The 14,187-nt window shown below is 63.3% G+C and carries 11 protein-coding genes; 5 read left to right on the top strand and 6 right to left on the bottom strand.

The genetic code is table 11. The features are described 5' to 3' along the window. Positions 1-4: 4 nt before the first annotated feature. The 4 genes from infB to rimP are packed head-to-tail and all read right to left on the bottom strand — an operon-like array spanning position 5 to position 5,550. On the bottom strand, positions 5-2,710 hold the full coding sequence (infB, locus tag GEU01_RS05055) for a translation initiation factor IF-2 (RefSeq protein ID WP_019085200.1): 2,706 nt from the start codon (positions 2,708-2,710) through the stop codon (positions 5-7). After that, a complete protein-coding gene (locus tag GEU01_RS05050) occupies positions 2,707-3,417 on the bottom strand; it encodes an RNA-binding protein (RefSeq protein ID WP_081499931.1) in 711 nt (236 codons plus the stop codon). The genes infB and GEU01_RS05050 overlap by 4 nt, the downstream gene beginning before the upstream one ends. Continuing rightward, positions 3,374-4,909, bottom strand: a complete 1,536-nt coding sequence (gene nusA / locus GEU01_RS05045; RefSeq protein WP_019085198.1) for a transcription termination factor NusA — start codon at positions 4,907-4,909, stop codon at positions 3,374-3,376. The genes GEU01_RS05050 and nusA overlap by 44 nt, the downstream gene beginning before the upstream one ends. A 20-nt stretch (positions 4,910-4,929) precedes the next feature. Further along, positions 4,930-5,550: a ribosome maturation factor RimP gene (gene rimP / locus GEU01_RS05040; protein WP_019085197.1), complete on the bottom strand. Its 621-nt coding sequence runs from the start codon at positions 5,548-5,550 to the stop codon at positions 4,930-4,932. A 184-nt stretch (positions 5,551-5,734) separates the two neighbouring features. On the opposite strand from rimP, the gene GEU01_RS05035 reads away from it, so the two are divergent. The 3 genes from GEU01_RS05035 to GEU01_RS05020 all read left to right on the top strand — a co-directional run bounded on the left by GEU01_RS05035 (position 5,735) and on the right by GEU01_RS05020 (position 8,637). Next, on the top strand, positions 5,735-6,364 hold the full coding sequence (locus GEU01_RS05035) for a hypothetical protein (protein ID WP_019085196.1): 630 nt from the start codon (positions 5,735-5,737) through the stop codon (positions 6,362-6,364). Then, entirely contained in the window at positions 6,361-7,635 is a 1,275-nt protein-coding gene (locus GEU01_RS05030; protein ID WP_026018515.1) for an AAA family ATPase, read from the top strand. The genes GEU01_RS05035 and GEU01_RS05030 overlap by 4 nt, the downstream gene beginning before the upstream one ends. 66 nt (positions 7,636-7,701) lie before the next feature. Then, complete coding sequence (locus GEU01_RS05020) at positions 7,702-8,637, top strand: hypothetical protein (RefSeq protein ID WP_026018514.1); 936 nt, start codon at positions 7,702-7,704, stop codon at positions 8,635-8,637. Positions 8,638-8,720: 83 nt separating this feature from the next. Here the strand turns inward: GEU01_RS05020 and GEU01_RS05015 are convergent, their stop codons facing one another. Further along, entirely contained in the window at positions 8,721-9,617 is an 897-nt protein-coding gene (locus GEU01_RS05015) for a LysR family transcriptional regulator (RefSeq protein WP_019085193.1), read from the bottom strand. A 232-nt stretch (positions 9,618-9,849) separates the two neighbouring features. After that, positions 9,850-12,543, bottom strand: coding sequence for an aconitate hydratase AcnA (gene acnA, locus GEU01_RS05010; RefSeq protein ID WP_010509141.1), 2,694 nt, complete (start codon positions 12,541-12,543; stop codon positions 9,850-9,852). 279 nt (positions 12,544-12,822) lie between these two features. Here acnA and ccmA point away from each other — a divergent pair, with 279 nt between their 5' ends. Both ccmA and ccmB read left to right on the top strand, forming a co-directional pair. Next, positions 12,823-13,467 carry a heme ABC exporter ATP-binding protein CcmA gene (ccmA, locus tag GEU01_RS05000; RefSeq protein ID WP_019085190.1) on the top strand — a complete coding sequence of 215 codons (645 nt, stop codon included), beginning with the start codon at positions 12,823-12,825 and terminating at the stop codon, positions 13,465-13,467. 23 nt (positions 13,468-13,490) lie between these two features. After that, the gene (gene ccmB, locus GEU01_RS04995; protein ID WP_042710778.1) at positions 13,491-14,144 is read left to right on the top strand and encodes a heme exporter protein CcmB; all 654 of its coding nucleotides are present in this window, start codon (positions 13,491-13,493) and stop codon (positions 14,142-14,144) included. The last annotated feature ends 43 nt before the right edge of the window (positions 14,145-14,187 follow it).

The following is a 14,187-nucleotide window of genomic DNA, read 5'->3' as shown; positions in this document are numbered from 1 at the left end:
CGGCTCATGCCGGGACGAGTTCCATTTCATAACATTCAACCACGTCACCCTCGCGCAGGTCATTATACCCGGCAAAGGACAGGCCACACTCGTAACCGCGCGCCACTTCCTTGACGTCATCCTTGAAGCGCTTGAGCTGGCTCAGCTCACCTTCATGGATCACAACGTTGTCACGCAGCAGACGCACGCCACAGCCACGCTTGACCACGCCTTCGGTCACGTAACAACCGGCAACCTTGCCCACCTTGGTAATTTCGAAAACCTTGCGGATTTCGGCGTAACCCAGGAACTTCTCGCGATGCTTGGGCGCGATCTTGCCACGGACCAGCTGTTCCACATCATCAGCAACCTGATAGATGATGGAGTAGTAGCGGATATCCACACCTTCACGCTGCGCCAGTTCACGCGCCTGCGCCGTGGCGCGGACGTTGAAGGCGATGATGACGGCGCCGGACGCCTTGGCCAGCTGCACGTCACTTTCGGTGATCTGACCGACAGTGGCGTTCAGCACGCGGATCTTGACTTCCTCGTGCTCCAGCTTCTGCACCGTGGCTTCAAGCGCTTCCGCCGAACCCTGCACGTCCGCCTTGATCAGGACGGCGACTTCCTTCTGCGCACCGGCCTGGATACGGGCCAGCATCTGATCCAGCGTGCCGCGTGCGGCCGTCTGGCCTGCTGCCGTGCGCTCCTTGATCACGCGCTGGCGGAATTCCGAGATTTCGCGGGCGCGGTTCTCGTTTTCCACCACCACGAACGGCTCACCCGCACCCGGCACCCCGGTAATACCCAGGATTTCAACCGGCATGGATGGACCGGCTTCGCCCAACTGGCGATTACGGTCGTCGATCATGGCGCGGACGCGGCCCCATTCAGCACCGGCCACCACGATATCGGTGCGGCGCAGCGTGCCCTTCTGGACCAGCACGGTCGCAACCGGGCCACGACAACGGTCAAGACGGCTTTCGATCACCGAACCTTCGGCAACGCGATCCGGATTGGCCTTCAGGTCAAGGATTTCGGCCTGCAGCAGGATCGCTTCCTCAAGCTTGTCCAGTCCGGTGCGCTTGAGCGCCGAAACTTCGACATCCTGCGTGTCGCCACCCATGCTTTCCACCACGATTTCGTGGTTCAGCAGTTCCTGACGCACGCGGTCGGGGTTCGCACCCGGCTTGTCGCACTTGTTGATCGCCACGATGATCGGGGCATCAGCCGCCTTGGCATGCTTGATGGCTTCGATCGTCTGCGGCATCACGCCGTCATCCGCCGCAACCACCAGCACCACCACATCGGTCACCGATGCGCCACGGGCACGCATGGCCGTAAAGGCTTCATGACCCGGGGTATCGATGAAGGTGATCTTCGCACCCGACGCCAGCGTAACCTGATACGCACCGATATGCTGCGTGATGCCACCTGCTTCACCATTGGCGACATCGGTGGTGCGCAGGGCGTCAAGCAGCGAGGTCTTGCCATGATCGACATGACCCATGACGGTCACGACTGGCGGACGCGGCTTGAGATCCTCTGCCTTGTCCTCGATGCCTTCGATGCCGATTTCGACATCGCTGTCGGACACGCGGCGCACACGGTGGCCAAATTCCTGCACCACCAGTTCAGCGGTATCCGCATCAAGCGACTGCGTAACCGTCGCCATGACGCCCATTTTCATCAGCGCCTTGATGACCTCGCCCTGACGGGCGGCCATACGGTTGGCGAGTTCCTGCACCGTGATGGTTTCGGGCAGGACCACGTCACGCACCACACGGACCTGATCGGAACGCAGGCGCTCCAGTTCGGCCTGGCGGCGTTCACGCTCACGCTGGCGGCGGACGGATGCGAGCGAACGGGTCTTGTCGTCATCCCCTTCGATCGCGGCCTGCACGTCAATACGACCGGCGCGACGGCTGTCATTGTTCTTCTTCGCGCCACCCGAGGGGCGGCGACCGGGCGCTGCATTGCCGGGACGGCGGCTGGGACGACGTTCTTCTTCGCCCCCATCCGCACGGCCGCTGTGCAGGCGCAGCGTCTCACCCGCGCCAGCGGCGGCGCGTCCGGCGCCACCTGCCGCGTTGCCGCCACCTGCCGGACGTGCCGGGCGCAGCGGCTGTGCCGGCATGATCGCACGTTCGGCCAGCGGACGCAGGCGCTGCATCGGCGGCGCCAGCGTGACCTCGCCGGGAATCGGCACGGAAGAAACAACCGGGCCGTCCGGTTCAGCGGATTCGACCGGTTCGGTCTTGCCCTGTGCCGCGGCACTGCGGGCTTCCTGTTTGCGGGCCTCGGCCTCAGCTGCGGCATCTGCCTTTGCGCGCGCTTCTTCTTCGGCGCGGCTGGCATTTTCCTCTTCCTGGCGACGGGCTTCTTCCGCGGCGGAAAGGATCGTGATCTTTTCCTGCTCGCGCGCATCCTTTTCGCGCTGGATGGCGGCGCGGCGCTGTTCGTCCAGCACGCGCTGGCGGGTCGCCAGCTCGGCTGCCGTCAGCGCGCGACCACCCCGTCCCCCGGCGCGACCGCCAGCCGGCCCCGATCCGTTACCTGCGGCCCCGGCCCCGCGCTTCTTGCGCACCTCGACCTGAACCACCTTTGAACGACCATGGCTGAAGCTCTGTCGCACGGAACCGGCATCCACCGTCCGTCCGACTTCCCTACGGCCCGCCGGCCGCAGGGACAAGCGTCCCTTACCCTGATCCTGATCGTTGCCTTCGCTCATGTACCCGCCTGTTCACACCGTCCGGCGGACCGCTCCGCCGAATTCGGGCTGGCCCTGCCGGACAAACCCGCAAAACGTTCACTCTCGATCCGGAATCGGCGCGCCAGTTCACCATGCAGCATCGCCGCATGAACAACATGGTCGCGGCCAAACGCCGCACCCAGACCCGATGCCGTAGGAACAACCGCAACCGGAAGGTCCCGTGCACCGGACAAAACTCTCTTCCTCTCGTCGGGGCTGCCATCGGCTGCCTGGATAACCAGACCGGCCCGACCGCCCACAACCCACTCACGCACCTTGGCGAAACCACAGACAATCTGCCCGGCCCGCCGTGCCAGTCCTGCAACATCCATCATGCGCCGCAGCAACCCGTCTTCAACAAGATGGGTCAGGTCAGGGTGAATAACAACCCTTCCCCGTGCCGCACGTGCGAATGCGCCACGTGTGCGTGCTGTTTCTAACACATCCGCACGCGCGCTCAACCAAATTCCCCGTCCGGGCAGACGTGCGGAAAGATCAGGGATCACGACTCGGTCGGGGGAAATGACAAACCTGACCATTTCCTCCTTCGGCAGCCGGACGCGGGTGACGGCACAGCGGCGCAGCGGACCGCGCTCTTCATGCTCCATGTCGCCCGCGTCTTCCGCGGTCAGATATTCCTGCTCAGACGTCGGACGTCTCCTGCTCGCCGGTCTTGTCGTCTTCATCAAACCAGTGCGCACGCGCCGCCATGATGATTTCGTTGGCCGCGTCCTCGTCAATGGCATCGCTGCCGAGGATTTCAACCAGTTCGTCACCGGCAAGATCGGCCAGGTCATCAAGCGTCTTCACGCCCTTTTCACCCAGCGTCACCAGCATCTGGTTGGTGAACACGCCCAGTGCCGCGATGTCATCGGTGACACCCAGCGCCCGACGCTTGTTATCCAGTTCTTCTTCCTGACCCGCAAGGTAGCCTTCGGCGCGGCGGACCAGTTCACTGGCCACGTCCTCGTCAAAGCCCTCGATGTTGGCCAGTTCCTCGGAGTCGGCGAACGCCAGCTCCTCGATGGAATGGAACCCTTCGGTCACCAGCAGGCCCGCAATGACGTCATCAACGTCCAGCGCCTCGACAAACAGGTTGCTGCGGCGGCGGAATTCTTCCTGACGGCGCTCCGATTCCTCGGCCTCGGTCAGGATGTCGATATCCCAGCGCGTCAGCTGGCTGGCAAGGCGGACATTCTGCCCGCGCCGCCCGATGACAAGGCTGAGCTGGTCATCGGGAACAACAACCTCGACCAGGCCTGCTTCCTCATCCATCACCACCTTGCTGACTTCAGCCGGGGCAAGGGCGTTGACGACAAAGGTCGCGGCCTGCGGGCTCCACGGGATGATATCGATCTTTTCGCCCTGCAGTTCCTTCACGACTTCCTGAACGCGGCGGCCACGCACGCCCACGCAGGCGCCGACCGGATCGATCGACGCATCGCGGGAGATAACGGCCATCTTCGCGCGCGAACCGGGGTCGCGGGCCACGGCCTTGATCTCGATGATGCCATCGTAGATCTCGGGCACTTCCTGCGCGAACAGCTTGGCAAGGAATGCCGGATGCGTGCGGGACAGGAAGATCTGCGGGCCACGCGGTTCGTCACGCACATCATAGATGTAGGCGCGCACGCGATCGGAATTGCGGAAGCTTTCGCGCGGGATCAGTTCATCACGACGCAGCAGGGCTTCGGCATCGCCGATCTCGACCAGCAGGTTGCCGTATTCCGTGCGCTTGACGGTGCCGTTGACGATCTCGCCCACGCGGTCCTTGAAGTCATTGAACTGGCGGCGGCGTTCATATTCACGCACGCGCTGGACAATGACCTGCTTTGCCGTCTGCGCCGCGATGCGACCGAAGTCGATGGGCGGCAGCGGGTCGATCAGGTATTCACCCAGCTGGATCTCGGGCTTGAACTTGCGCGCGATGTACAGCGGGATCTGGGTTTCCTCGTTCTCCACCGTCTCGACCGCTTCGGTCCAGCGCGACAGCCGGACATCGCCGGTCTTGCGGTCGATGGTGGCGCGGATATCCTTTTCATGGCCGTATTTGGCGCGACCGGCCTTCTGGATGGCCTGCTCCATCGCTTCCAGCACTTCCTCGCGGTCGATCGACTTTTCCCGCGCTACGGCATCGGCAACCAGCAGCAGTTCGGGACGGGCAACGGACGTATCCATCAGTGTCTCCACAACATCGTTCAGTTGGCCTTGCGCGCCGCCTTGCGGTCGGGCTTGCCAGGGGCCTTCTGCGTTCCGGCCGAAGCACTTTCGTCCCCCGGCCCGTTTTCGTCGCTGGCGGCATCCGGCTTCATCATCCGGGCGCTCGCCTCGATCAGTTCATCGGTCAGGACCAGCCGCGCCTTGCGCATCTCGGCGAAAGGCAGCGCGACCTCGGTCCCGTCATCCAGCCGCATCAGCCCGTGGCCATCGCGCGAACCAAGCACAATGCCGGCAAAGCGCTTGCGGCCATCAATGGGCATGTTCATCTCGGCCCGGGCCAGATGGCCCGCGAAACGGTCCCAGTCCTTGGCACGCGTCAGGGGCCGGTCAATCCCGGCGGACGAAACCTCCAGCGTCCAGGCGCCCGGCAGCGGGTCCTCGACATCCAGTATCGCACCCACCGCATGGCTGATCTGTTCGCAGTCTTCAATGGCGATCAGCGTGCCATCCGCACGGTCCGCCATGATCTGCACCGTGGGGGATTCGCGCCCCAGCACCGCCACGCGCACAAGGTCAAAGCCCATGTCGGCCAGCGCGGGCGCGATCATTTCGGCAATACGGGCATCAAGGCCCGTCAGGAATGGCAGATCAGCGTCCAATGCAAAAAAGGCAGCCCTGCGGCCACCCCCCAAAGAAAAAACCAGAGATGAAGGAATTGCCCGTAACATAGGTCACGGCCATCGTAACCGCAAGAACTATATCTGCGGCCGGACGTTACATTTCCTGCATCTTAACGTCTTGCCATATCCTGTCACAGACCCACATTATGCACGCATGACGCCCTTGAACTCACCGCCGGAACCCGTACGGGAACGCAGCGAACGCTCATCCAGCCGCAGGCTGGTTGTGGTGGGGCTGATCGCGGCCGTTGTCGCGGGCGGCGGTCTGGGCACGGGTGGCTTCATGGCCGCGCGTGAAGGCGGCAGCGGCAGCCAGACACCCCCCGTCGCGGCCGAGGCCGGGGGCGGCGGCACCAGCGACGGCACGCACCTCATGCTGAACGCCCCGGTCCAGAACCGACCCGACATGATGGGCCAGATGCCCATGATCTCCCCCGACCGGGCGGCGGAAATGCTGCGCCAGACATCCTATTCCATACAGCAGCAGGCCGAGATCCTGGCCGCGCTGAAGCGCCGCGATATCATCCTCGCCGACATGCCCATGTATGACATGGCGGGCGGCACCGCGGTGGTGAACGTGCAGTCGCTGGGACTGGTGCAGACCGTGCATCTTGGACCGCGGCCCAAAAGCGTCATCCTGCCCATCCGCGTGGCGGGCAATGTGTCCATCACCGCGGCGGGGGACCCGGGGCCTGCGGGCATCCATGCGGGTGCGGTATTCGTGCCCGGCCCCACGGCACTGCCCGTGCTGACGCGTGACACCGAAATCGTGATCGGGGTAGTCGTACAATGAAACCGCTCTATCCAGCGCTGATGGAGCGGCTAGTACCCCTCATCATGGTCATTTTCCTGGTGCTGGGCAGCTTTCAGGCGGCAATGGCGTTGCATCTTTCGCTCGCCAGCCTGCGGCATTTCATGGAATGGTGTGCCCCGGCCTATCCGGTCGTGGCGGCGGCCAGTGCCCTGCTGGCGCTGACCGGGCTGTGGTTCGAGAACCGGGCCGAAAAACTGGCCCGCAAGGGGATCCGACGCAGACGGGGATGGATAATGGACGTACTCGCCAGGCTGACCAATCGCAGCGCGCTGGAGGAAATGCTGGCGCGCGAACAGAAAGAAACCGTGATCGACGCGGAGGAACTGGCCGCAAGCCTGCGTGCCCGCGTGATCGGCCAGGACCAGGTGTGCGAGGACGTGGCGACCCAGCTGCGCCGCCGCCTGGCGCTGCAGGTACGTGGCAAGCCGGTAGGTATCTTCCTGCTGGCGGGACCGCCGGGCACGGGCAAGACCTACCTGTCCAAGCAGCTTGCGCGCCAGCTTGATCGCCCGCTGCTGAATTTCGACATGACGCAGATGAGTTCCCCCAACGCCGCGACCCAGCTGTTCGGCTCCCCCAAGGGATATGTGGGGTCCGACACCTATGGCAAGCTGACCGGCGGGCTGAAGGAAAAGCCCGACGCGGTCGTGCTTCTGGATGAGATCGAGAAGGCGCATCCCGACGTTTTCAAGAAATTCCTGACCGCGTGGAACGATGGCCATGTGACCGAGGCCTCTACCGGGCAGCAGATTTCCACCGTACGCTGCATCTTCATGCTGACATCCAACATCGCCACCGAAGCGCTGACCGAAATCGCGGACAGGCTGGCGGATGAACCCGACAAGATGCGCGCCGAATCGGTCGAAGCCCTGCGCCAGGCCGGTTTCGCGCCGGAAGTGCTGAACCGTCTGGACCGTATCTTCATCTTCCGTCCGCTGGAGGGACTCGACATCGCGCGTGTCTCGGCCCTTGAGATCGAAGCCATGATCGACAGCTATGGCCTGAAGGTCGAAACCGGCGGCATCGACCCCGCCCTGCTGTTTGAAGTCATGCGCCGGCAGGACCGGATGGGACCGGCCGCCAGTGCGCGTGATCTGGCGCGGTCCATCGAGGACATGATCAGCGACTCGCTCATCACCGCCCGCCAGCAGGGGGCGAAACTGGTGCGCATCGTCTCCAGCGAAGACGGCGTGGTGGCCGAAATCGCGGATGCCGACCGCGATGCCCAGCGCGCGCCGATCAGTTCCTGATCCATGCGCATGGTATCCCGTTTCCGGTATCGACCGGGCCGCGTGGCCCGCGCCATGGATTGCTGAATGTCTGCTTTTTCGCGCTTATGGCATCGGGCGCCAGCATGGCGGTTCTGCCTGTACATGATCCTGCCGTTCACGGTGCTGACGCTGATCTTCCCGCCAGCCTATCTCATACGCCTGATCCCACGGCTGACGGCGCTGTCCTCCAGCATTCATAACCGGCTGGGGATGCATGACGCCCCGGCCAAGGGGGAAGGCGGCGGCGACGGCAATGGGGAGGACGGTGTCATCACCATGATGCCGATCACCGACCGGCTGACCAAGGCGATCCCGTTTGCAGGCCGTATCCTGCCACTGCCCGAGTGCACATGGCACCCGGTCATGAACATCATCAACGGCCCGCATGGGGAAGTGCTGGAAAACGTGCTGATCCGTGTGGAGGGCCATGTCGTCACCGGCATGATCGGGGCGGAAGGCAGCACCCAGCCCGTGCCGGAAACGGCCATTACGTCCATTGATTCCAGTTGCCATGACGACCGGAACTACATGTCCCGTGTCCTGACCGCCCATCCGCCATCAATGGAGTGCTGGTTTACGACGGCGCCCGCCTCGATCAACCGCACGGCCATCATCGCCAACCGGCTGAGAGAAGAAGGGTTCATCCTGCCCCCCGTGCTGCTGAAGGCCGGATGGAGCTACAGCACGCCTGCAGGTGACCACAACGTCAATGTCGAAACGGTCACCATCTTCCTCAATCCCGTGAACACCGACAGCACCAAGATGCTGCGTACGCCCGATTACTGGGCCAAGGACACATTGGGCCAGCAGCCCGCCGCCAGCGATTTCGTAAAGCGTACGAATACATGGATGGCAGGCTGGGCGCAGGTCCTGCATGACGGGTTCAACAGCGATATGCTGGCGTCAAGCGATGAACAGCGTGCCAGCCTGGCGCATGATCCCGCAGCGTCCCTGCCGGGACGGGGCAGCCCGCTGGACTAAGCCATCGTTTCAAAGCTTTCTTTTGCAGGGCAGGCTTCTGGTATGCAGCCGCGCGGTTTCGACCGCATGACGGGCGCAGGAGTCTAGCCCTGCCGCAATACGTCCGAAATCTCGATCAGGAAATCCAGCACGGTACGGGTACGCAGCGGCAGGGTGCGCGGTCCCGTATGGACGGCATAAAAGGGCAGTTCCGGTATCGTCCATTCCGGCAGCAGGTGCTTCAGGCGCCCGGCCGCAATGTCTTCTTCCACCTGGAATGTCGGCAGCATGCCAATGCCCAGCCCCGCACGGACGGCCTGCAGCACGGCTTCGCTGCTGTTGGCGCGGAAGGGACCACTGGCGGCGACCGTGGTTTCGGCCTCACCCTTGCGGGCAAACTGCCAGTCGTGGCGGGTACCGCCATAGCTATAGGCAATACAGGGATGGTTGAGCAGGTCACGCGGGTGTTCGGGCGTGCCCCGGCGCGCAAGGTAATCGGTTGACGCCACCACGCAACGATGGACCGAGCCAAGCCTGCGGGCAATCAGCGACCCTTCGGCAATGGAACCGATGCGGATGGCAAGGTCCAGCCCTTCTTCCACCAGATCACCGAATCCATCACGCATGACCAGTTCGACCGACAGGTCGGGATGTTCTTCCAGCAGGGTGCTCAGCCTGCTGGTCAGGTACAGGCCGAACGCCGTCGTCACGCCCAGACGCACCAGCCCCGAAACCGAAGCCCGCCTGCGGCCAAGGGCCGTTTCCGCCGTTTCCAAGATTTCCAGCACTTCATAGGCATGCGGCAGCAGGCTGCGCCCGTCTTCCGTCATCATCAGGCTGCGGGTGGTACGGGCGAACAGGGTCGCGCCGTAATGGGCTTCCAGCAACGCAATATGCCGGGAAATGGTGGGCTGGCTTGCCCCCGTTTCCCTTGATACCGCCGAGAATGAACCCGTGGCGGCCACACGGACGAAGCTATGCAAGGCAGAAAGCAGATCCATGAAGCCCCAGCACCCTCAACTATGTTATTACATAGCCATAGCTTTAAACGGCATCCTATTTATGCACAATACAGAGAAAAGACACCACCGATATGTGTAAAATGCAACGGTAACACCGGTAACCTATGCCGAATATGCATATATGATCTGCCCATAAAAAAACGGCGGCCCGTGTGATACGGACCGCCGTCTTTATCATCCATCCCGACCGGAACCGGGGCGGATCATGTGATTACGCGGCCTTGGTCATGCCACGCAGCACGGTCTGGAGAATGCCGCCATTGCGGAAATACTCCACCTCGTCCAGCGTATCGACACGGCACAGCAGCGGAACGTCCTGCTTGGAGCCATCGGCGCGGGTGATTGTCATCGTCATCGTCATACGCGGCGTGATCTTGTCCAGACCGCGGATTTCGAAGGTCTCGTCACCCTTCAGGCCCAGCGTCTTGCGCGTCGTGCCTTCTTCAAACAGCAGCGGCAGCACGCCCATGCCCACCAGGTTGGAACGGTGGATACGCTCGAAGCTTTCGGCAATCACCGCACGCACGCCCAGCAGCAGGGTGCCCTTGGCCGCCCAGTCGCGTGAGGAGCCCATGCCGTATTCCTTGCCGCCGATCACGACCAGGGGCACGCCCTCCTTCTTGTATTCCATCGCGACATCATAGATGGAGCCTTCCTTGCCGTCCGGGAAGTGCTTGGACACGCCCCCTTCGGTGCCGGGCAGCATCTCGTTCTTGATGCGGATGTTGGCAAACGTGCCACGCACCATCACGCGGTCATTGCCACGACGCGAACCGTAGGAGTTGAAGTCCTTCTTCGCGACGCCATGCTCTTCAAGGTACTTGCCGGCAGGCGAGCTTTCCTTGATCGCGCCAGCAGGCGAGATATGGTCGGTCGTGATGTTGTCACCCAGCAGCGCCAGCAGGCGCGCACCGATGATGTCGCCACGCGGCTTGGGTTCGGGCGTGATGTCCTGGAAGTACGGCGGATCCTGCACGTAGGTGGATGATGCATCCCACTTGTACGTCTCGGAACCGGTGGCGACCTTCAGCGCCTGCCATTCCTTCGTGCCCTGGCTTACGTGCTTGTAGCGGTTGATGAACTCCTCACGCGTGATGGCGGAACCCATCAGGGCGGCGATTTCATGGTTGGTCGGCCAGATGTCCTTCAGGTACACCGGCTTGCCATCCTTGGAGGTGCCCAGCGGCGTGGTGGTGATGTCCTCACGCATGGTGCCCAGCAGGGAATACGCCACGACCAGCGGCGGGCTGGCCAGGTAGTTGGCGCGCACGTTCGGCGAAATACGGCCTTCGAAGTTACGGTTGCCCGACAGGACCGACACCGCAACCAGCTTGTTGCCTTCGATCGCATCGACGATGTGATCTTCCAGCGGGCCGGAGTTGCCGATACAGGTCGTGCAGCCATAGCCCACGGTGTTGAAGCCCATCGCGTCCAGTTCGGCCTGCAGGCCCGCGCGGTTGAGGTAGTCGGTCACAACCTGCGATCCCGGTGCGAGCGAGGTCTTCACCCACGGCTTGGGCTTCAGGCCCAGCGCACGTGCCTTTTTCGCCACCAGGCCTGCCGCGATCAGCACGGCGGGGTTGGAGGTGTTGGTGCATGAGGTGATGGCCGCGATCACCACGTCGCCGTGACCGATCTCGTAATTGGTGCCAGCCACCTTGGCCTTCTTGTCCTTGTCGGCTTCGGGCACGCCCAGGCTGCCGGTCAGTTCCTTCTCGAACGCCTTGTCCGCACCCTTCAGCACGACGCGGTCCTGCGGGCGCTTGGGGCCGGCGATGGACGGCACGATGGTCTCAAGGTTGAGTTCCAGCGTATCGGTGAACACGGGGTGCGCCGATTCGGCATGACGGAACATGCCCTGTGCCTTCAGGTATTCCGCCGTCAGCTTGATGCGGTGTTCCTCACGGCCGGTCTGGCGCAGGTAATCCAGCGTCAGGTCATCAACCGGGAAGAAGCCGCAGGTCGCGCCATATTCCGGGGCCATGTTGGCGATGGTCGCACGGTCGGCAACCGGCAGGTGGTCAAGGGCAGGGCCGAAGAATTCGACAAACTTGCCGACAACGCCCTTCTTGCGCAGCATCTGCGTGACCGTCAGCACCAGGTCGGTGGCGGTCGCCCCCTCGGGCAGCTTGCCAACCAGCTTGAAGCCGATCACGTCGGGGATGAGCATGGCGATCGGCTGGCCCAGCATCGCGGCTTCCGCCTCGATCCCGCCAACGCCCCAGCCCAGAACGCCCATGCCGTTGACCATGGTGGTATGGCTGTCCGTGCCGAACAGGGTGTCGGGATAGGCGTAGTCCTTGCCATCCACATTCGCCGTCCACACCGCCTGCGCGATGTATTCCAGGTTCACCTGGTGGCAGATTCCGGTGCCCGGCGGCACGACGGAGAAGTTTTCAAACGCTTCCTGGCCCCAGCGCAGGAAGGCGTAGCGTTCGCCATTGCGCTCGAACTCGATGGTTACGTTGTCCTGCAGCGCTTCGGGCGAACCGGCCACGTCCACCATGACCGAATGGTCGATCACCAGGTTGACGGGAACCAGCGGGTTCACCTTCTGCGGGTCGCCCTTCAGCTTCAGGATGCCGTCGCGCATCGCGGCCAGATCAACCACGGCGGGAACGCCGGTGAAATCCTGCATCAGGATACGCGCGGGCTTGAAGGGAACTTCCTTCGTGCTGCGCCCTTCCTTCAGCCATTCCGCAATGGCCTTGGCATCCTCAACCGAATAGGAATGCCCGTCCTCGAACCGCAGTACGTTTTCCAGCAGCACTTTCAGGCTGACCGGCAGGCGGCTGACGGAACCGATCGTCTTTTCAGCTTCCGGGATTGAGAAATAATGATAGGTCTTGCCGTCCACATTGAGTGTGCGGCCCGTTTTCATTGAGTCGTGCCCAACCGTCTTCATTGGCTTTGTTTCCTCCGAGGCATCAGCAACGGATCGTCCCGTATGACCACTTTCCCCCGCCCCACTTCCATAGGTGCGGGATTTGCGACCTTGTCGGGGACAACCTGCTTGATCTCCCAACGGGGGTAGAACATACCCGGACGCGGTTGCGACACAAGCTGGACCCGGTAACAAGAAAGCGGGAGCAGGCGTTTTTTTCACCCGCCCGCCCCTTCACCCACCGATCGGAGGATTTCCGTCATTCCTGCCTTTACTCCCCCCGGCCGTCCCCTGCTGGAAGTGGAAAATATATCGGTTTTCCGCGGTGAACGGCTGGTTCTGGACCGTGTCGGCTTTACGCTGGATGCGGGCGACGCCCTGCTTCTGACCGGGCCGAATGGCGCGGGCAAGTCCACCTTGCTGCGCGTGCTCGCGGGTTTGCGCAAACCTGAAGGCGGCCATGTCCTGTGGGCCGGGGTCGATGCGCTGGCCGATCGCAGCCAGCATGCCGGACGGGTGGCCTATCTGGGTCATCAGGATGCGCTGAAACTGGGGCTGACACTGCGTGAAAACCTGACGCTGGCGGCGCGCGCCAGTGGCGGAAATCCTGATTTGTGCATGAAATCGCTTAATATTTCCGGGCTGGCCGACCTGCCGGCGCGCATGCTGTCAGCGGGGCAGAAACGTCGCGCGGCGCTGGCGCGCGTCCTGCTGGCGCAGGCCCCGCTATGGCTGCTGGATGAACCCAGCCTGGGGCTGGACATCAACACGATGGGCCTGCTGGGCACGCTGTTTGCCGCCCACCGGCAGGCTGGCGGAATTGTGATTGCAACCACCCATGTTCCCCTGCCCCTTCCCAATGCCCGCACGCTGGCGCTGCCGGGCCTGAACGAATCCGACATCCCGCAACCGATGGAGGATTTCCCCGAGGACGACCTGCTGTGAAATTCCAGATTCCCTCCCTCATCATGGCCATTCTGGAACGTGACCTGCGGCTTGCCCTGCGCCATGGGGCGGACACGCTGGGCGCCGTGCTGTTCTTCATCCTTGCGGGCGCGCTGTTTCCGCTGGCCCTTGGCCCCTCGCCCGAACTGCTGCGGCGCATGGCGCCGGGCATCGTGTGGGTGTGCGCGCTGCTGGCCGCCCTGCTGCCGCTGGACCGGCTGTTCGGGGCGGAGCTGGAGGACGGGTCACTGGACCAGCTGCTCATGACCGGGCTGCCTGCCTCCCTTATCGCACTGGCGAAAATGATGGCCCACTGGCTGACCACCGGCCTGCCGCTGCTGCTGGCGGCGGGACCGCTGGCCATCATGCTGGGCATGCCTTCGGGCAGCATGGTCGTGCTGCTGACGGGCCTGTTCCTGGGCACGCTGATCCTGTCGCTGATCGGGGGGATGGCGGCGTCGGTGGTGCTGGGCGCGCGACGGGGCGGCGTGCTGCTGCCGCTGCTGGTGCTGCCGCTGACAACGCCCGCGCTGATTTTTGGCGCGGCGGCGCTGGATGCGGCCCAGACCGGCCTGTCATGGGGACCGGACCTTGAACTGCTGGGCGCTTTTCTGGCGGCGGCGATTCCCCTGTGCGCGCTGGCGGCGGGGGCCGGGCTGCGGGCCGCTGTGGAATAGCAGGGGCTTTTGGTGAAGCTTTTTTAAAAAGGCGGCATCCAAA

The organism is Komagataeibacter europaeus LMG 18890, assembly GCF_000285295.1.
Taxonomy (GTDB): domain Bacteria; phylum Pseudomonadota; class Alphaproteobacteria; order Acetobacterales; family Acetobacteraceae; genus Komagataeibacter; species Komagataeibacter europaeus.
The sequence above is the reverse complement of the archived record's forward strand: the minus strand, read 5'-3'. Positions and strand labels throughout refer to the sequence as shown.

What these genes read in the sequence shown, in the direction of transcription:
- GEU01_RS05030 (WP_026018515.1), top strand. Translation starts at nt 6,361, where the DNA reads ATGAAACCGCTCTATCCAGCGCTGATGGAGCGGCTAGTACCCCTCATC.
- GEU01_RS05020 (WP_026018514.1), top strand. Translation starts at nt 7,702, where the DNA reads ATGTCTGCTTTTTCGCGCTTATGGCATCGGGCGCCAGCATGGCGGTTC.
- ccmB (WP_042710778.1), top strand. Translation starts at nt 13,491, where the DNA reads ATGGCCATTCTGGAACGTGACCTGCGGCTTGCCCTGCGCCATGGGGCG.
- GEU01_RS05015 (WP_019085193.1), bottom strand. Translation starts at nt 9,617, where the DNA reads ATGGATCTGCTTTCTGCCTTGCATAGCTTCGTCCGTGTGGCCGCCACG.
- nusA (WP_019085198.1), bottom strand. Translation starts at nt 4,909, where the DNA reads ATGGATACGTCCGTTGCCCGTCCCGAACTGCTGCTGGTTGCCGATGCC.
- acnA (WP_010509141.1), bottom strand. Translation starts at nt 12,543, where the DNA reads ATGAAGACGGTTGGGCACGACTCAATGAAAACGGGCCGCACACTCAAT.
- infB (WP_019085200.1), bottom strand. Translation starts at nt 2,710, where the DNA reads ATGAGCGAAGGCAACGATCAGGATCAGGGTAAGGGACGCTTGTCCCTG.
- GEU01_RS05050 (WP_081499931.1), bottom strand. Translation starts at nt 3,417, where the DNA reads ATGAAGACGACAAGACCGGCGAGCAGGAGACGTCCGACGTCTGAGCAG.